Origin of the sequence: Morganella morganii (genome assembly GCF_041099235.1) — a bacterium.
Classification (GTDB): Bacteria; Pseudomonadota; Gammaproteobacteria; order Enterobacterales; family Enterobacteriaceae; genus Morganella; species Morganella morganii_E.
Genome location: NZ_JBFZSO010000006.1, coordinates 55,694 through 73,878, shown reverse-complemented (window position 1 = coordinate 73,878; position 18,185 = coordinate 55,694). Strand labels below are relative to the sequence as shown.

The 18,185-nt window shown below is 47.6% G+C and carries 16 protein-coding genes; 11 read left to right on the top strand and 5 right to left on the bottom strand.

Going from position 1 to position 18,185, the window contains the following annotated elements; all coding sequences use genetic code 11:
• Positions 1-60 precede the first annotated feature (60 nt).
• Genes fdoI through fdnG form a run of 3 tightly spaced genes read right to left on the bottom strand, consistent with a single transcriptional unit; the run spans position 61 to position 4,711 of the window.
• Positions 61-711: a formate dehydrogenase cytochrome b556 subunit gene (gene fdoI, locus AB7038_RS11545; RefSeq protein WP_004240169.1), complete on the bottom strand. Its 651-nt coding sequence runs from the start codon at positions 709-711 to the stop codon at positions 61-63.
• The gene (gene fdxH / locus AB7038_RS11540; RefSeq protein WP_004236694.1) at positions 711-1,652 is read right to left on the bottom strand and encodes a formate dehydrogenase subunit beta; all 942 of its coding nucleotides are present in this window, start codon (positions 1,650-1,652) and stop codon (positions 711-713) included. Before fdxH ends, fdoI begins: the two co-directional genes overlap by 1 nt.
• A gap of 11 nt (positions 1,653-1,663) precedes the next feature.
• Complete coding sequence (fdnG, locus tag AB7038_RS11535; protein WP_369453353.1) at positions 1,664-4,711, bottom strand: formate dehydrogenase-N subunit alpha; 3,048 nt, start codon at positions 4,709-4,711, stop codon at positions 1,664-1,666.
• Between the two features lie 166 nt (positions 4,712-4,877).
• Here fdnG and fdhD point away from each other — a divergent pair, with 166 nt between their 5' ends.
• Positions 4,878-5,708, top strand: a complete 831-nt coding sequence (gene fdhD, locus AB7038_RS11530) for a formate dehydrogenase accessory sulfurtransferase FdhD (RefSeq protein ID WP_369453352.1) — start codon at positions 4,878-4,880, stop codon at positions 5,706-5,708.
• On the opposite strand, the gene AB7038_RS11525 is transcribed toward fdhD, so the two are convergent.
• Positions 5,709-6,473 (bottom strand): GNAT family N-acetyltransferase, encoded by a 765-nt coding sequence (locus AB7038_RS11525; protein WP_369453351.1) that lies wholly within the window; start codon positions 6,471-6,473, stop codon positions 5,709-5,711.
• Positions 6,474-6,558: 85 nt separating this feature from the next.
• Positions 6,559-6,990, bottom strand: a complete 432-nt coding sequence (gene umoA / locus AB7038_RS11520) for a UmoA family flagellar biogenesis regulator (RefSeq protein WP_369453350.1) — start codon at positions 6,988-6,990, stop codon at positions 6,559-6,561.
• 441 nt (positions 6,991-7,431) lie between these two features.
• Between umoA and AB7038_RS11515 the strand changes: the two genes are divergently transcribed.
• From AB7038_RS11515 to AB7038_RS11470, 10 genes are all read left to right on the top strand, one after another.
• Entirely contained in the window at positions 7,432-8,208 is a 777-nt protein-coding gene (locus AB7038_RS11515) for a Slam-dependent surface lipoprotein (protein ID WP_368889582.1), read from the top strand.
• A gap of 63 nt (positions 8,209-8,271) precedes the next feature.
• Positions 8,272-9,621, top strand: coding sequence for a surface lipoprotein assembly modifier (locus AB7038_RS11510; protein ID WP_369453349.1), 1,350 nt, complete (start codon positions 8,272-8,274; stop codon positions 9,619-9,621).
• 40 nt (positions 9,622-9,661) lie between these two features.
• The gene (locus AB7038_RS11505; RefSeq protein WP_368889584.1) at positions 9,662-12,604 is read left to right on the top strand and encodes a TonB-dependent receptor domain-containing protein; all 2,943 of its coding nucleotides are present in this window, start codon (positions 9,662-9,664) and stop codon (positions 12,602-12,604) included.
• 3 nt (positions 12,605-12,607) lie between these two features.
• Positions 12,608-13,405: an energy transducer TonB gene (locus AB7038_RS11500; protein WP_369453348.1), complete on the top strand. Its 798-nt coding sequence runs from the start codon at positions 12,608-12,610 to the stop codon at positions 13,403-13,405.
• Positions 13,406-14,261: 856 nt separating this feature from the next.
• A complete protein-coding gene (locus tag AB7038_RS11495; protein ID WP_369453347.1) occupies positions 14,262-14,813 on the top strand; it encodes a fimbrial protein in 552 nt (183 codons plus the stop codon).
• A gap of 85 nt (positions 14,814-14,898) precedes the next feature.
• A complete protein-coding gene (locus AB7038_RS11490; protein WP_369453346.1) occupies positions 14,899-15,576 on the top strand; it encodes a fimbrial biogenesis chaperone in 678 nt (225 codons plus the stop codon).
• Positions 15,554-16,120 (top strand): hypothetical protein, encoded by a 567-nt coding sequence (locus AB7038_RS11485; protein ID WP_369453345.1) that lies wholly within the window; start codon positions 15,554-15,556, stop codon positions 16,118-16,120. Before AB7038_RS11490 ends, AB7038_RS11485 begins: the two co-directional genes overlap by 23 nt.
• A 3-nt stretch (positions 16,121-16,123) precedes the next feature.
• Entirely contained in the window at positions 16,124-16,663 is a 540-nt protein-coding gene (locus AB7038_RS11480) for a fimbrial protein (RefSeq protein ID WP_369453344.1), read from the top strand.
• Between the two features lie 14 nt (positions 16,664-16,677).
• On the top strand, positions 16,678-17,394 hold the full coding sequence (locus tag AB7038_RS11475; RefSeq protein WP_369453343.1) for a fimbrial biogenesis chaperone: 717 nt from the start codon (positions 16,678-16,680) through the stop codon (positions 17,392-17,394).
• 4 nt (positions 17,395-17,398) lie between these two features.
• Entirely contained in the window at positions 17,399-18,157 is a 759-nt protein-coding gene (locus AB7038_RS11470) for a fimbrial biogenesis chaperone (protein ID WP_369453342.1), read from the top strand.
• Positions 18,158-18,185: the final 28 nt, after the last annotated feature.

Here is an 18,185-nt window from a genome sequence, read left to right as displayed (position 1 = left end):
TGTCGAAAAGGCAGGGAAATCCCTGCCTTCTGAATGGTCACACGAGAAGCTTAAAAACGGTCACTGACCTTTTTTATCCTCTTCGCGCTCTTTTGCCACAATCTGACGGTACCAGCGCGGGTGGTGTTTCTTCGCCCAGCCGCGCGTTACCCAGCCTTCCGTCATCGCACGCACTGACCCTTTCACCCAGATTGCCGCATACGCGTGAACAATAATGGTGATAATCAGCCCGATAGCGGAAATGGAGTGTACCAGCAGCGCGATACGAATCACCGGAATGGAGAAATATTCCGCAAAGTAAGGACGCCAGATAACGATACCGCTCAGCAACAGCAGGAACAGGCAGATACTGGCCGCCCAGTACACCCCTTTCTGACCGAGGTTATACTGACCGACATCACCGGCTTCTTCATTTTTCATGATCTTGCCGATCTGCTTCGCCCACTCGATATCATCACGGTTGATAAAGTTGTGTTTAAAGTAACGGAAAAACATAAACACAAACAGTAAGAACATTACCACACCGGTAAACGGATGCAGCAGACGTGATAACTGCGGGGTACCCAGAATGTTCATAAACCAGTTAAGCGACGGGAAGAAAAACCCGAGCCCGCTGATGGCCGTGAACAGAAAACAAATGACCACAGCCCAGTGATTCACACGCTCAATTGGTTTGTGGCGGATAATTTTTTCGCGATCATCCTGTTGCATTATTTCTGCTCCTCCTGACCTGCTGATTGCTCAGTCTTTGCCGGAACATCCTGAATATCTTTCAGGGCCTCTTCTTCCTCGCGTTTTGATACCCGGTTCGGGCCGATACCCACATAATGGAAGATTGCCGCCGCAAAGGTCGCCGCAAAACCGACTGCTGCCAGTGGTTTCCACGCGCCTTTCCAGAATTTCACCGCGGCACTGATTTCCGGGTTCTCCGGCAGGCCGTGATATAACTGCGGCTTATCCGCGTGGTGCAGTACATACATTACGTGCGTACCGCCGACGCCCTGCGGATCATACAGACCGGCTTTGGCGTAACCACGGCTTTGCAGCTCAGTCACACGGTCACCGGCCAGCGCTTTCATATCCTCTTTCGAGCCGAAATGAATCGCCCCGGTCGGACAGGTTTTCACACACGCCGGTTCCTGACCCACATCCACGCGGTCAACACACAGTGTGCATTTATAAGCGCGGTTATCTTCTTCGTTGATACGCGGCACATTAAACGGACAGCCCGCGATACAGTAACCGCAGCCGATGCAGTGCTCTGACTGGAAGTCGACAATCCCGTTAGCATACTGAATGATTGCGCCTTCTGCCGGACAGGCTTTCAGACAACCCGGGTCCGCACAGTGCATACAGCCGTCTTTACGGATCAGCCACTCAAATTTGCCGTTCTCTTCCACTTCGGAGAAACGCATGACAGTCCATGACTTGGCGGACAGATCCTGCGGGTTGTCATACACCCCCACGTTGGTACCGATTTTGTCACGGATGTCGTTCCACTCCGAACAGGCCACCTGGCAGGCTTTACAGCCGATACAGGTGGTCACGTCGATAAGCTTCGCCACTTCTTCCTTAAAATCCCGCACCTGAGGTGCGGGGGTCAGGGAATTGGTGGCAGAGCGACGAATAATGTCCTGTGATTGCATTGACATAATTTATCTCCTTACACCTTTTCCACATTAACCAGGAAGGCTTTAAATTCAGGCGTCTGGGTGTTCGCATCCCCGACAAACGGTGTCAGTGTGTTGGTAATAAAGCCTTTCACCGCCACACCCTCAAAGCCCCAGTGAATCGGAATACCGATGGTATCCACTTTCTGACCATTTACATCCAGGGTACGGATGCGTTTGGTGACCACTGCTTTCGCCTTGATATAACCGCGTTTGGAGCTGACTCTGACCGTATCGCCGTGGGAAATGCCTTTCTCATTCGCGAGACGCTCACCGATTTCGATAAACTGCTGCGGCTGAGTGATAGCATTTAACCGTGAATGCTTGGTCCAGTAGTGGAAGTGCTCCGTCAGACGGTAAGTTGTACCGACATACGGGAATTCCGCTGCTTTACCCATCTGCGCCCAGTCATCTTTGAAGACACGGGCTGCCGGGTTGGAAACCACATCCGGATGCAGCGGGTTAGTACCGAGCGGAGTTTCAATCGGCTCGTAGTGCTCAGGGAACGGCCCTTCCGCCATCTTATCGATAGCAAACAGGCGGCCCATCCCTTCCGGCTGCATGATAAACGGCCCGACATCCGAATCCGGTGCGGCGTTGCTGTAGTCCGGCACATCCATACCGATCCACTTGCTGCCGTTCCATTCCAGAATCTGACGCTTCGGATCCCACGGTTTACCCGCCGGGTCCGCAGATGCACGGTTATAAATCACGCGGCGGTTCAGCGGCCATGCCCACGCCCAGCCAAGGGTATTACCCAGCCCGGTCGGGTCAGCGTTATCACGGCGTGCCATCTGGTTACCCTGCGGTGTCCAGCTGCCGGCGAAAATCCAGCATCCGCTTGCCGTGGTACCGTCATCACGCAGCTGTGCGAAGGAGGTGAGCTGCTCGCCTTTCTTCACAATCACATTGCCGTCAGTATCTTTCAGATCGACCAGCGCCAGACCATTACTCTCCTGCGCGACTTCTTCCGGGGTCGGATTATCGCGATCGAAGTAGTTCCAGGTCATGTTCAGTACCTGCTCAGGGACTTTACCGCCTTCCGATTCATACAGTTTGCGGACACGGTGGAAAATACCGGAGAGGATTTCGCCGTCGCTGATAGCTTCGCCCGGGGCATCCGCGCCTTTCCAGTGCCACTGTAACCAGCGGGCAGAGTTAACGATAGAGCCGTTCTCTTCCGCGAAACAGCAGGACGGCAGACGGAACACCGTGGTCTGAATCTGAGCCGGATCCACATCGTTCATCTCGCCGTGATTCTGCCAGAAGTTCGATGTTTCGGTATTCAGCGGGTCGACGGTGATCAGGAACTTCAGTTTTGAAAGCGCCTTAACTACTTTGTTTTTGTTCGGGAATGAGGCTAACGGGTTAAAGCCCTGGCAGATATAGCCATTCACTTCCCCTTTATCCATCATGTCGAAATAACGCAGAACGTCGTAGCCTTTATCCCACTTCGGCAGCCAGTCAAAGCCCCAGTTATTCTCTTTCTGCGCTTTGTCGCCGTAGAAGGTTTTCATCAGGCTGACAAAGAACTTCGGATAGTTACCCCAGTAGTTAACCTGGCCCTGCACCGTTGGTTTCGGCGTGTTGGCAGCCAGATAACTTTCCAGTGTAGTCTGTTTGTCAGACGGCAGTGTCAGGTAGCCAGGCAGGCTCTGAGACAGCAGACCCAGGTCGGTTAAGCCCTGGATATTGGAGTGACCGCGCAGCGCGTTCACGCCGCCGCCCAGCATCCCCATGTTACCCAGCAGCAACTGGATCATGGCCATGGTACGGATGTTCTGCGCACCAACGGTGTGCTGTGTCCAGCCCAGTGCATACAGGAATGAGGCGGTTTTGTCTTTCGCGCTGGTTTCGCCGATATATTCACAGACTTTCAGGAAGTCTTCTTTCGGCGTCCCGCAGATATTGGTCACCACATCCGGGGTATAACGGCTGACGTGCTCTTTCAGTAAATTCCAGACACAACGCGGATGCTGCAATGTGGTGTCGCGTTTGGCGAAACCATTTTCATCCAGCTCGTAATTCCAGGTGGTTTTATCGTACTGACGTTTTTCCGCATCATAGCCGCTGAACAAACCGTTATCGAACGCATAATCTTCACGGACGATCAGGCTGGCGTTGGTGTACGCCTCAACATATTCACGGTTGATTTTTTCATTTTCCATCAGGTACTTAATTACACCTGACAGGAACGCAATATCGGTACCGGAACGGATAGGAGTGTAGAAATCCGCCACAGCCGCAGTACGGGTAAAGCGCGGGTCAATCACGATCAGTTTGGCATTGTTATGAATTTTGGCTTCCATCGCCCAGCGGAACCCGACAGGGTGAGCTTCCGCAGCGTTTCCGCCCATCACAACAACAAGGTTGGCATTTTTAATATCAACCCAGTGGTTGGTCATGGCACCGCGACCAAATGTCGGAGCAAGACTTGCTACCGTAGGTCCGTGTCAGACACGCGCCTGGTTATCCACGGCAAGCATGCCGAGGGCGCGGGAGAATTTCTGGGTGACAAATCCGGTTTCGTTACTGGCAGCAGATGCGCATAACATCCCGGTGGTTAACCAGCGGTTGACGGTGACACCATCGCTGTTCTTTTCAATAAAGTTACTGTCGCGGTCATCTTTGACCAGGCGGGCGATACGATCAAACGCCTCATTCCACGAGATACGTTTCCACTCGTTGGTACCCGGCTCGCGGACTTCAGGGTATTTAAGACGGCTTTCGCTGTGGATAAAATCAATCAGACCTGCGCCTTTCGGACACAGCGCGCCACGGTTTACCGGATGATCCGGATCCCCTTCAATGTGAAAAACGGATTCTTTGGCGTTTTTTGCCCCGTCACCCAGACTGTACATTAACAGCCCGCAGCCGACGGAACAGTACGTGCAGGTATTACGGGTTTCGCGCGCGCGCAACAGCTTATACTGACGCGAACCGGCAATAGCGACCGCCGGGGCAAAACCCAGAGCCGCTGCCGTTGTACCCGCCATACCGCCAGCGCAGATCTTAAAGAACTGCCTTCTGCTGACTTGCATGGAGATCTCCTTATTACATTGCTCTTATGCCGCTGCACAATACGCCGCAGCGAACTTTCTTTTTATCCGCACAGTGGTGCGTGCGATCAGGTTCATTGCCTGGTGGAATGGTGTAAACTTTTACCCATACTATTATTATGTATTATTAAGCGCAGGAATTCATCTGATGGATGACATTTATTCCATAGAATCGTTACATAATTGTCTAATTCGCGGTGCGCATCTCACAAGCGTGCAACAAAAAAGTAAACCGGGACATAATGAAAATGACTGGGTCGCGGAAGAGACGCCGGTTGCTCTGGTGTACAACGGCATATCCCATGTGGTGATGATGGCCAGCCCGAAAAACCTGGATGATTTTGCGGTCGGTTTTTCGCTTTCCGAAGGCATTATCGAATCCGCTGCCGATATCCGCGGAATTGAGATCACGGATGCCTGCCACGGCGGATTTGAAGTCCATGTGGAATTATCATCCCGCCGGTTTGCCGGACTGAAAGAGCGCCGCCGCAATATGGCCGGACGCACCGGCTGCGGTATTTGCGGCACCGAGCAAATCAGTGAGATTTTCCGCCCGATCCCGCCGCTGGATTTCACACAGACCTTTTCCCTCAGTCATCTTGATGAGGCACTCAGCCAGCTTCCGCAGGTACAGGAAATCGGAAAACTGACCGGCTGCACCCACGCCGCAGGCTGGATCTCTCCGCAGGGAGAATTACTCGGTGGTTGTGAGGATGTGGGACGTCACGTGGCGCTGGATAAACTGCTCGGTATGCGGGCAAAAGCGCAATGGACAGACGGTGTGATTCTGGTATCCAGCCGCGCCAGCTATGAGATGGTACAAAAAAGCGCACAATGCGGTGCGGAAATTCTGTTTGCCGTTTCCGCCCCGACCACGCTGGCGATTGAAACCGCCAAACGCTGCCGCCTGACACTGGCCGGGTTCTGTAAAAAAGGGCGGGCCACCATCTATACCCACCCGGAACGCCTGATCCCCTGACTACTCAGCCAGCGGGTGATACATCCACAGATTCGGTTCATGATAAATGATCCGGTCATTATCCGGATCGGCCTGAACCGGCACCAGAGCGCCCGGCACAATATACTGACCGGCATGCGGAAAGGCCATACCGGTCCATTCAGACCAGTTATCAACGGATGACGTAATATCCATCGAGCGCATCGCCGGTTTGATAATCTGTCCGCCCAGCCGGACATGTGTGCGGATCCACGGGTCAAACGGCTCGCCCTGCGGGGTCTGCCACTGACAATACTCCGCGAAATCCTGTAACGGATAACGGGCTTTGAACACCGGGCGCACCGGAACCACCACGCCTCTCAGCCCGGCCTGTGAAGCCGCTGCTTTCAGCGCGGTGATAAGCAGTGCGGGAATACCGCGTCCGCGGAAATCCGGGTCAACCGTTACCGCCAGTGCTGATACAAATGTCGGTTTCCGGGTGTCCGTTGCGCCCAGCGTCAGCACCGCATCCCAGCCCTCATCCGGCAGATCAGTCAGCGGCGCATCTTCCGGAAAATAGAACGGAACGGCACTCAGAAGCCCGATAACCTGATCCTTTCCTGCAACAGTGGCAACCGCAACCTGCTGAAAAGGCCGGTTTTCCTCCAGATACAGCGTATCCCAGTACTGATCAGCGACCGGACTGGATAACATAAATAAAGGCCACTGCTCCGCAACCAGCGCTTCTGCACTGTCCAGCAGTGATTCATGACACTGTGCAACACTGAGGACCCGGACTGACGACATAAGATTCTCCGCTTACATACCCTATTGCGTATATATTAATGGTTTTCAGCTAAAAATAATTAACGTTAGCTTTATAATTCCGCACTTAGTCCCACCGGGAAAACCGGAATCCCTTCCCTGTCCGTTTTCCGTTTTTGTCCAGAATCTCATAATACTCTTCCGTCACCACTGACTGCCCTTTATCCCAGCGTCCGGTATCTGACAGATTATCCGCGCGGTAAACATCCCCGACCACCCGGTACTGCCGTCCTTTATAGCGGATGTGTTTTGTCGCTCCCGGAGAAAACTGCCGGGTGACCTCAGTGTACTCCCCGTTACCGTCACGCCGCAGACCGATCAGCCGCAGACCTTTTGTTGCCGGGTCATTATCCGCCGCACCGGGCACCGGCATATCCGGTGTCAGGGTAATCACCTCATAACGCTCAGAAAAATCACTTCTCCCGATTTGCGGCCATGTGGCCGATGCGGATCCGCAGGCCAGCACCGTTAACAACAAAAACATCGGCATTTGTTTCATTATCAGATTATCCGTTCAGCTCAAAACACCGGACAGTATGAAACACAAATACCAAATCAAATGCGATAACAGCCGTTAATTGAAGGCATTATTATTGCGTTTAAAATCACCTTATCAATAAAAGAAAAAAATAACCCATCGCTTTTAATGATATTTATGAATTAGTAACTCTATTTACCGCATAAAAAAACTCTGAATATGCATCACATATTTTCATTCCTATATTTGAAATAAATCTGTCACAAAAAATAAAAAATAGTGATTTTTTAATTCGTTATTTAATTAGCACTCTAATCAAATTATTCTCATTGCAAACAAATGATAATAATTCTCATTTACAGAAAATTCATTCTCCTTTATCGTTTATTTGTCTTCCGGTAATCACACCGGAAAAACACTTCATTCACCCGGTCATTCATTAAATTACAAGGAATTTAGTTTATGAATACATTCAACATGAAAACCCCGCTGGCAACACTGGTTACCCTGTGTGCCGCATTCTCCGCGGTACAGGCTCAGGCTGATGCAGGCTATGGCAGTTCAGAAAAACCAGAGAGCACTTATATCACAGTTGGCGTAACCGCTGCATCAGAACGTCAGGGACATCCGTCACCGGGCGGAGAACCGGGAATCGGTTATTCCGGCATGCACAACGGAATGAAAGTCAGCTTTGCCGGACTGCAGGGACCCAACCGTGCAGCACCAAACGATAACGGTGTTTCTGTTATCACCTCCACTCCTCAGTCACACCGCAATATGGGCTCTTTTAACTTTGCCAAAATAGCCGATGCCGATATTTATTACGGTGAATGGGTTTCCGGTACTGATTTCAGCGATGATTCCCATATGGTGTATTACGCAGGGAAAGATATCACCGCAGCTATGCCATCCGAAGGGACAGCACAGTACAGCATTAAAGGACTCAGTGGCTACAGCAGCGGCGAACAGATCAGCGGTACATTCAGCACGGATTTTGATGCTAATACCTTTACCGGCTCTCTCAGCTCAACCGGCCTCAGCTATAGTCTGAGCGGCACTGTCAGTGGTTCAGCCTTTGATGGTACTGCATCTGTCAGCACCACCGGTACCGATACCACAACCGTCAGCGGTACAACCAACGGGCATTTCTTTGGTGACAATGCACAACAGGTTGCCGGTTATGCTGAGTTCAGCAGTGATAAAGCGAAGAATATCGCGTTCGGCGGAACCAAGTCCTGATTCATTATTGATACATTTCACCAGGAACAGATTATCTGTTCCTGGTGTTTAGCGGATATAAATATGTCGTCGCAGATAAAGTTAATTTACGGATTTATTCTTTTTTTATTATTACTTGTTTTTTCATTACCGGTATCTGCAACTATACAAAAAAACAATCATTCAGAAAATAACACTGCACAAAATTTATATATCTCACTAAAGAGAAATAATCTCAAAGCGATTTATCATTACTTATCCGTTTATCAGCAGGAACACCAGGCTGACCCGTTACTGATTATCTTCAGCCGGGCAAAACTGGCCTATTTAAACCAGCGCCCCGGGGTTGCTATCGGGTTATATAATACCATTCTGCAACAGAAACCCGATTTCTTTGCCGCACAACTGGAACTGGCCCGCAGCTACCGGGCCGATCGTCAGATCGGGAACGCATTGCTTTTGTTCCGGGAACTGAGTCAGCGCCTGCCGGTGACCTCTCCCCACTATCCGGAAATTACCCGCGCCATTACCGAACTCACCCGGGCACTCAGTTGGTCATTACTGCTCAGTGCCGGCAGCCATTACACGGATAATTATTATCAGACCCCGCTGCCGAAAGCACACTGCCTGCACTACAGCTCCGATGGTTCCTGTTATGCCAGCCTTATCCCGCAGATCCCCCATGCCGTCTTACAATGGCGCAGCGACTGGGATTTACGCAGGCTGACACCGCTGTCCGGCTCCCATTTTCTGACACAGCACTACCGGGTATCCACCCGGTATGATGCCGCAAATCAGGTAGCTAATACCGTAACACTAACCGCTAAAACGGGTTATCACTATCAGGATCGCCATACTTTATGGCAACTGACCCCGCTGCTGGAGCAGCATTTTTCCGCCGGACGCCGTTTTTCCTCCGTTTACGGCTTACAAACATATCTGAATCAGCAACTCAGCCCGGAGTGGTCACTGGGCGGACTGGCGGCACTGCGACAGCACCGTTATCAGCCTTATCTGCATTCACACAGCGGCACTGAATACCAGGTGATGCCGCAGATAACCTGGCGTCCGCATCCGGCAGCCACGCTGTATTTACAGGCAGAAACCACCGTTCACAAAAAAAATGATCCCTATAAACATTACCGGACGGCTGCCCTGCATACCGGCCTGACCTACCTGTGGCACCCGTTTGTGTCCCAGTCTGTTCATGCCGTTTACACCCGTAAACGTTATCGCCACACACATCCGTTACACCGCCAGGCCAGGGAGGATCTCACCCGACAGTACAGCACAACACTCGCGCTCTACCCGCCGTCATTCGCGCAGATTTCGCCTCAGCTTTCGCTGATCCACACCCGTAACCGCAGTTCTGTACCGTGGCTTTATAGCTACCGGCAGACTGAAATCATGCTGCGTTTCGAACGGCTGTTTTAACCCTTTCTGATTATTTCTTTTTTATCATCCGGGAATCGTTATGTCTTCGCATTCACCATTATCTGGTCATCCATATAAAACCATCACACTGCTTCTGCCCGTGTTATTTGTCCCGCTGCCGGGACTGGCGACAGAGGAAAAAAATCAGCACCTGGGCGACATTACGCTCCGTAATGAACAGACTGCTGCTGACAGCGCCAAAGATAAAATCTATGACAAAAATGTCTCCACCCTGATCCTTACCAAAGAAGAAATAGAGCGCTATAAAGGCGCCTCCGCCGCCGATATTCTTAAAGGCGCCAACGGGGTATTCAGCGGTGATGCCCGCAACGGTAATGCGCTGGATGTCAATATCCGCGGAATACAGGGGCCGGGCCGTGTACCGGTCACTATCGACGGCACCGAACAGGCCGTGACGGTGTACCGGGGTTATAACGGTGCCAATAACCGTAACTACCTCGACCCGATGCTGATCAGTGAAATTGAGATTGAAAAAGGCCCGTCCCTTAACCCGCTCCTGAAAACATCAGTAGGCGGCGGTGTTGCTATGAAAACACTCACCATCGATGACGTGGTGAAAAACGGTGACCAGTTTGGTGCCGCACTGATACTGGAAAACAGCAGTAACACCACCAAAGCCCGGATACCCAATCTGGGGCTCGGGGAAGATTACCGCCTTGTGGATAATATGCAGTTCGATTGGCTTATTATTGACGACCCCGGCACCCATTTAACCCCCGAAAATCGTGATAATGCCCCCGCACTGAATAAAAGCGATTATGCCTGGCGTCTGGCTGTGGGTACCCGTCAGGAAAATATGGATCTGTTACTGGCTTATGCTTACCGCGACCGGGGAAACTATTTTGCCGGTAAACGCCACAGCGAAAACTATAATAATGAAATGTCTGACAATGATATCGGTATTCTGCAAACATCTAATAAAACCTATGACCCGTATATGCCGTTTGTGTCACGTATTTACCGCAAAGGCAATGAAGTTCCCAACACATCAGCAAAAACGGAATCCTGGCTGATAAAAAATACCTGGTATCTGAATGATGACCACGCGCTGCAACTTAGCTGGCGCGATACCCGCTCGGATTTCGGCGATATTATGCCTTCCCGGCTGGGCTGGATCCGCGCTGAGGATAATATTATTCCGCAGTGGCCGCTGGCTGATCTGCATGCACAGGCCGGTTATATCCATCTGAAATCACAACCGGCACATCTTGCCTATATTGATTCTGATATCCGCCTGTGGACCACCCTGACCACCAGTAATACCAACTCCGCCGGCGGCTGGCCGCGCTACCCGAAAAATATGGACTACGGCTATAAACAGGGGGATATCAGCACCATCACCCCGGCAATCGATGGAACACTGATTAACACCGCTGCTCTGAATGTACAGAATCAGCGCTACGGGCTGGATTTCAGCAATAAGTTTGCCTTTACCCCGGAACTGTCGGTAACCCTGGCCGCCAATATGCAGTTTGAGCATCTGGACAGTAATACCAGCCTGGAAAACTATAAACTCTTTATGTTCGCTGTTCCCGCCCGTAAAGGCCGCCGCTTTGAATATCAGCAATCCGTCAGTCTGGACTGGCAGCCGGTCTCCTGGCTGTCACTCAGTGCCGGCGGCAGACAAACCGTATACTGGAGTGTCGATGATCTTTCTAATGAGTGCGCCGCCCGTAAAGACCCTTACTGTAAACAAGACTATGAGGTTACCGGTTATTACCTGAATTATTTCCGGAATATGACCGAAGCAGAATCACAGGTTTATAAAAAACGGCAGCAGGGTATGTGGCACGCACTGACTCCGGAAGAACAACAAGCAATACGAGGAAAAATTTTTCAGTCTATATACCCGAAATGGCGTCGTGATTATCTTGATAACCGAAAAGACCGGCCAATGGTACATGAACGGGCATTCTGGCCGGTAGATACCAGTGACGGACGCCTGAAACAGAAAGACCGGCCGGATATCGATACCGCATTGCGGGGTATTGATCCCTATACCGGGCAGGAAACTTATCTCTATGAATATGGCCCTCATCCTATTCAGCATGGTGACAGAGAAGAACAACCCGTCACCCACACCTGGAAAGAAAAACCCCGCCGCCAGGCCAGCGCCTGGACACCGATGCTGTCTGCCTCGGTTCACCTGACCGATGATCTGCGTCTGTATGGCCGCTATGCGGAAACCGTGCGTATGCCGAGCCTGTTTGAGGATACTGTCGGCTTTTCCGGTTTCTCTGCCCCGCATATCGGTTACCGTTATAAACCGGAACGTGCGGTAACCCGGGAATACGGTGTGGTTTTTAACGGAAAATCACTGCTCAGCGCTGACCGTCACGCAGATATCCGGTTGAATTATTTCCATACGGATATCCTCAATGTCTTTGATCGTGATAACTATTTCCGTTTTACACAGATGGATAAACAGCGCCTGAAAGGGATTGAAATCCAGGCCCGCTATGATCATGGCTGGATCTTCAGTGATCTGGGTGTGACCTATAACCTCACCAATAAAGTCTGTGATGAAACATCCCATGCCTTTATGGACCCGACAGGGCTGCAAGATATTCCGTCATGCATTGACGGCGGTTATCCGGGCGGGTTCCTGCGTACCCAAATTCAGCCGCATTATTCTGTAACCTTTAACCTCGGCGGGCGTTTATTGCAGGAGTCATTAGAAATCGGCAGCCGCTGGCTCTACCACAGTGCGGTGGAAAACAGCCAGGAGAAACACCTGATGGGTATTATTCCGGAAAAATACAGCAATTTTAATAATTACCCGATGCGCTGGAATTCGGTACTGACGGTGGATGCTTATGCCAAATATAAAATCACCCCGGATGTTGCTCTGGAGCTGACCGCCACCAACCTGACCAATGAATATTACCTCGACCCGCTCACCCGTTCGATGATGCCTGCACCGGGCCGGGCCGTAAAATTCAATGTCTCCGCGAGGTTCTGATTTATGTACGGCGCAATAGCATTACCGCATCCGTCTTTCCTGTTTTCCCGGGAAAGAACCGGAACGTGGCAGCAGATGGTGTCTGCTGCTGCGATCGGTGTGTGTTTCTCCGTCGCCGGGCTGCTCATCACGGGCAGCCCCCGGGTGACTACCCCGCAACAGCATCAGATTGATAACCGGGGACAAACCCCGGCGGCTTCCGTTATCATTCAGATGAATGCAGCACCGGCATATCAGGAAACAGAGCCGGAAGCGGAACAATTACCACCACCACAGGAATCACCGTCTCAGGCAGAACTGGCAACTGCCCGCCGGACAACACCGGAGAAAACAACCAAACCACCATCAGCAAAACCGGCAGTAAAAACCGTGAACAAAAAAACGGAGAAATCAGAACCGGTTACCACAGCAACCACCGCAGATACCGGAGAAGATAAAACCACACAGCAGCAGTCCGGCGGGCAGGCGGTATCCCCGACAAATTCTGCCACCGCAGGCGCTGATAACCGGAAAGCACAGGAGGATTACTTTAACCTGCTGCGACAAAAAATTGAGGAACAAAAATATTACCCCCGCCGGGCCCGCAGCGCCGGGCAACGGGGGATCAGCACTATCTCATTTTCACTCGACGATAACGGCAAACCTTTTGCACCACGGGTTACCCGCACTTCCGGCTATAAGCTGCTGGATGACGCCGCGGCAGACGCTGTTATGAATATTGCTCCGATAGGGCCCCCGCCACAGGGAGCCAAACGGAATATTACCTATTCCTTACGTTTTCAGCTAAATAACGGGTTTTAATATTTTTTCCGGCTGACATACATACCGTATCCGCCGCAAGCCCCTTGTTTTACACAGGAGTATTGCGGCTTATTACCACTGCGCGCTGTTTTTTAAAAAAAATATGTCACACCTTCCCGCCGGGACTATTTAAAATAACAAAATACATAATTAATTAACAAAAAAGAACACAACCATATACTTATTCATAGAAAAATAAGTCACAAATAGAAATGTATTTGTTTTTTTATAATTAATTATAACTAAAAAAACACATTAAGATCATAAGTAACGTACAGTCCCCCTCTTCTGACAAAATAAAAAAACACCTTAAAAAACAATACATAAAACGAAACCCATCACATTAAAAACACACAAAACCATCGAAGTAAAAAACGAAAAAACCATAAATATTATATTAACTGAAAGAAAATCTTACAAATTACAATAAAGCATATTATTTAATCCATTAGCGATGTAAATTCAGATTTAATAACGAGTATGATTCGATTTTTGACGAAATTATGATATTTTATATCGCACTAAGGAAAATGTAAGAATACAATACCAAGAATACATATATTGTGGGTACTTGCTGGCAAAAATTTTATCCCTATAATTTCAATCATCGAAAAGAAGAAAGAAATAATTACTTAATTAATATACCCATCATTATTTGGGTATATAAACTTAACATTAAAAACTGATGTCAATATATTAGTTACGTGAAAATAAATTATTTCAGATTCGTTGTCATTACGTTTAAGAATTACATTTTTTACCCCAAAAACCGGACAAGTATCATTATCATAATAATAGTGATCTTTGCCCGGAAAACATCAACACAATAAATAAGATTAAATTCTCTGGAAAAAATATGAAACTTAATAAATTAGCAGCTTTAACAACCGCGACCCTGTTAACCATTGCATCAGCTAACGCTATGGCTGAAAAAAACGCAACCGTAACCTTCACCGGTGCAATTGCCAATGCAACCTGTGACGTCAGCGCATCACAGAAAAACGTTGATCTCGGTACTCATGCTGCTCAGTCAGTAACTGACATCAGCAATGCGCTGTCTGCTGAGAACTTTAACTTAAACCTGACCAACTGCAGCGATGATGCGACTGATCCGGAAGGTGTTGCACTGCACCTTTCTGCAACAGGTAATACCCTGGAAGGTAACCCGAACCTGTTTGCAGACACCAAAGCGTCTCAGATCGGTGTAAAACTGTCAGCAATCGACGGTTCAAACAACCCGGTTCCTCTGAAAGCTAACGATAAAACAGCATTAGACAAAGTTAAGTTTGCAAAAGACGGCAGCTACACTGTTCCTGTAAAAGCAGAATTGTTTGCAACCGTAACCGGCACTAACCTGAACCCTCAGATGCTGAACGTACCTGTTACCTTTGGTGTTGCATATAACTAAGTTACCTGCAATACACTGATAATAATTAATTATATTAAATAGGTAATAATATCGCAGTTATTACCTATTATTTTTAAGGATCTCTATGAAATTTTTTCAAAAAATCCTGATTTCTGGTTTTGCTGTTCTGTTATCTTCTTCTGCTATTGCCGGTGTCGGATTAAATCAAACCCGTATTATTATTAACGCAGATACCAACACGTCAACTGTTACCGTCAGAAACACAGGCGATGAAACGTACCTTGTCGCAAATTATATTACAGAACAATTAGACAAAAACCCTGTCAGTAATAATATTTTTGTTATAACACCTCAGGTCTTTAAACTGGGCGGAAATTCTGCAAATAAAATAAAAGTGCAGGCTATTCCCGGAAATTTTCCGGCTGACCGTGAATCTATGTACTATTTTCACTCCAGAAACGTTCCGGCCACCAATGAGAAAACCGGTGTAAAAATAGGGTTTGAGAACATCATTAAAGTCTTTTATCGCCCGGCCGGACTGACAGCAGGTTCAAAAGAATCCTATGCAGGTCTGGAGATAAAGCCTGCCGGAAACGGCATAAAGCTGATAAATAATTCACCTTATTATATTAATCTACAGAAACTAAAGGTTAATCAGTCACTTATAAAGTTAAGCGCAGAAAACAATATCATTGCACCTTATTCAGATTCACTTTATATAACACCTCATAAGAACGGCACAGTAACATGGTTTGTGATTAATGAGCTTGGTGGCACTAATGAATATTCAAAAAATATTTAATATTTTTATATTAGCATCTGGAATATTCATTTTTCAAACGACAGGGTGGACTGCCGGAACAAAAGTTATCTTTAAAACAAAGGTCGTCGTCGGCACCTGTGAATTTGATGACAGCAATGATTTTAATAAAGTTATCGATTTAACCGGGGGTGGTTACCTGATGCCAAGCGTTGTCGAAAAAACCAGTATTAAAACACCGGTTATTACTGAAACATTTTCCTACACGGTAAAATGCAAAAATTTCGTACCGGGAAGTCAGAAAGAAATTAAAATACAGACATCTGCAACAAACGATACCGTGGTCGAAAACGGCATTTTTTACAGTAAGAATAATGAAACAAATACAGGATTTACGTTAAAGGCCTGTGACAGTGATAATAAAAACTGCCAAAACAGTGAAAATAATAATGATATCGCTGTATTTCACAGTCAGTCTGATGACCTGATCAACATAAATTATCATGTCAGTCTCGTAAAACGTAGTCATGGTGTTAAACCCGGAATATCTGCTGCATCTGTCAGTTTAATTTATTTGCAGGATTAAGTTATGAAACTAAAATTACTGTTGATAATCTTTGTTTCCTTTCTTCCGGGAATTACTGTCTCTTTGGCTGCGGATAAAATCACATACCATTTTTCTGTTCTTTTTTTAGCCAAAACCTGTGATGTATCAGTGAAAAATGAAATTATTATCGAAACGACCCCCGGAACCGGCAGTGTATCGAGCAGCGATATAAAAAATGATATGGCCGTTACCGATGTGTCACTCGGACTGACAAATTGTACCGACAGCAATATTGCCAACTCAAAAGTGTTTATTTCAGAGGGTAATACACTGACAGGAACAGATGATTTTTTTAATGATGACCCGAATAGCGAGATTGGCCTGCAAATTACAGACGGCGTCAATGTTTTCAAAAAAAATACAACGGCTATCCCTTCAAATGAATCTGTTGTGTGGGATAATATAATGAGTGACTCCGAAACTAAAATCATCAAAGCCCGGCTCCGGTGTAAGAACACCTCCTGTGAACCACGGGAAGGCAATTTTTCAGCGTCACTCTCATTCAGCTATTACATTAATTAATAAGAGATATAAAAATGAAAACATACATTACGCTGCTTACTTTGATTTCAGGTCTTTTTGCGATAAGTTTGTCTTCATTTGCCGGTGTCTCTCTGGATAAAACACGCATCGTTTTTAATGAATCTGATAAAAATCAATCAATTAATATTATTAACGATAGTGATAAATTATATCTGGTTCAAAATACTATCCTTGTTGACCATGCGAATGCTCAAAGCGAAGCTGTTACTCAGTTTGTGACGGTTCCTCCGCTGGCAAGACTGGAAAAAAACTCAAGAAATGCCATCCGGATTTTACCTAAAGATTTCAGTAAACTGCCTGCGGACAGAGAGTCCATCTTTTATTTTGTGGTTAATCTGATTCCGGAAGGAAAAAAAATAAAAAATAATGATAACGACATCGCGGCCAATTTTAATATCGCCACACGTATTATTATCAAAGTATTTTACCGGCCAGCGTCGGTTGCCGGCGATGCAGATAAGCTTGCCGGATCACTTTCCTTCAGCACAGACGGAAAACGGCTAACGATAAAAAACCCTTCCGGGTATTTTTATACTCTTGAGTATTTAAATCTGGACGGAAAAGACTATCACGCGGACAGAGCACCGATGGTTCCGCCATTTTCATCAGTCAGTCTGCCGGTTTCCGGAAAAATAAACCAGGTGGAATGGCGTGTCATTAATGATTTGGGCGGCGCCTCCGATCTGTTTAAGACGACGGCGGGAAAATAACAAAATGATTAAAAAATTACTAAAAAAATCAGTCCGTATTCTGGTGTTATCCGCGCTGTTTATTCAATGTGCCACGGCATCAGAAGGGTTTAATTTTCCGTTAAAACGTTACGTTTATCAGGAGAGCAGTAAAAATGGTATCAGTATTACGCTGTCCAATAATACAGCTATTCCTTATCTGATAGAAACCTGGGTTTCTGGCACAGAAGAAAACGCATTTTTACCTGCCGAAAATATCAAAGAGGATAAGGCTCCTTTTATTATATTACCGCCTCTGAAAAAACTGGAATCGCATCATTCATATAGCTGGGTAATCCGGAGAACCGGAAATGAGGTTAACGGCAAGACATTACCTCAGGATCGGGAATCATTATTCTGGATAGGAATGAAAGCAATTCCTGCTGAGAACAAGTCAGATTCCGACGGCATCTCTTTTAAAATATCGCCGGAATTTTACTTTAAACTGCTTTACAGACCATCGGCTATTGAAAACATTACATTAGCCGATATCGAAGATAAGCTGGTCGTTAAGCAGAATAAAAATATGCTTACCCTTGAAAATCCGACCCCGCTTTTTGTCACTTTTGATAAATTAATGGCCGGAAATACAGAACTCAAAGACGGAAATGCATTAATCACTGTCGAACCCTTTTCTTCAAAAGATATTGTGCTGCCTGCAGGAAATGAAAACGATGTTATCACATGGCAAATAAATGATGAGAATTTATTTGAACTTGAAAAGCATACCGTAACGAACAAATGACAGGGTTGATATTGTTACATCCGGGAAA

Bases quoted from the DNA above. Each gene is read 5' to 3' on its own strand.
- fdoI (WP_004240169.1), bottom strand. From the start codon at position 711: ATGCAACAGGATGATCGCGAAAAAATTATCCGCCACAAACCAATTGAG.
- fdxH (WP_004236694.1), bottom strand. From the start codon at position 1,652: ATGTCAATGCAATCACAGGACATTATTCGTCGCTCTGCCACCAATTCC.
- fdhD (WP_369453352.1), top strand. From the start codon at position 4,878: ATGGATGACATTTATTCCATAGAATCGTTACATAATTGTCTAATTCGC.
- AB7038_RS11525 (WP_369453351.1), bottom strand. From the start codon at position 6,473: ATGTCGTCAGTCCGGGTCCTCAGTGTTGCACAGTGTCATGAATCACTG.
- umoA (WP_369453350.1), bottom strand. From the start codon at position 6,990: ATGAAACAAATGCCGATGTTTTTGTTGTTAACGGTGCTGGCCTGCGGA.
- AB7038_RS11515 (WP_368889582.1), top strand. From the start codon at position 7,432: ATGAATACATTCAACATGAAAACCCCGCTGGCAACACTGGTTACCCTG.
- AB7038_RS11510 (WP_369453349.1), top strand. From the start codon at position 8,272: ATGTCGTCGCAGATAAAGTTAATTTACGGATTTATTCTTTTTTTATTA.
- AB7038_RS11505 (WP_368889584.1), top strand. From the start codon at position 9,662: ATGTCTTCGCATTCACCATTATCTGGTCATCCATATAAAACCATCACA.
- AB7038_RS11500 (WP_369453348.1), top strand. From the start codon at position 12,608: ATGTACGGCGCAATAGCATTACCGCATCCGTCTTTCCTGTTTTCCCGG.
- AB7038_RS11495 (WP_369453347.1), top strand. From the start codon at position 14,262: ATGAAACTTAATAAATTAGCAGCTTTAACAACCGCGACCCTGTTAACC.
- AB7038_RS11490 (WP_369453346.1), top strand. From the start codon at position 14,899: ATGAAATTTTTTCAAAAAATCCTGATTTCTGGTTTTGCTGTTCTGTTA.
- AB7038_RS11485 (WP_369453345.1), top strand. From the start codon at position 15,554: ATGAATATTCAAAAAATATTTAATATTTTTATATTAGCATCTGGAATA.
- AB7038_RS11480 (WP_369453344.1), top strand. From the start codon at position 16,124: ATGAAACTAAAATTACTGTTGATAATCTTTGTTTCCTTTCTTCCGGGA.
- AB7038_RS11475 (WP_369453343.1), top strand. From the start codon at position 16,678: ATGAAAACATACATTACGCTGCTTACTTTGATTTCAGGTCTTTTTGCG.
- AB7038_RS11470 (WP_369453342.1), top strand. From the start codon at position 17,399: ATGATTAAAAAATTACTAAAAAAATCAGTCCGTATTCTGGTGTTATCC.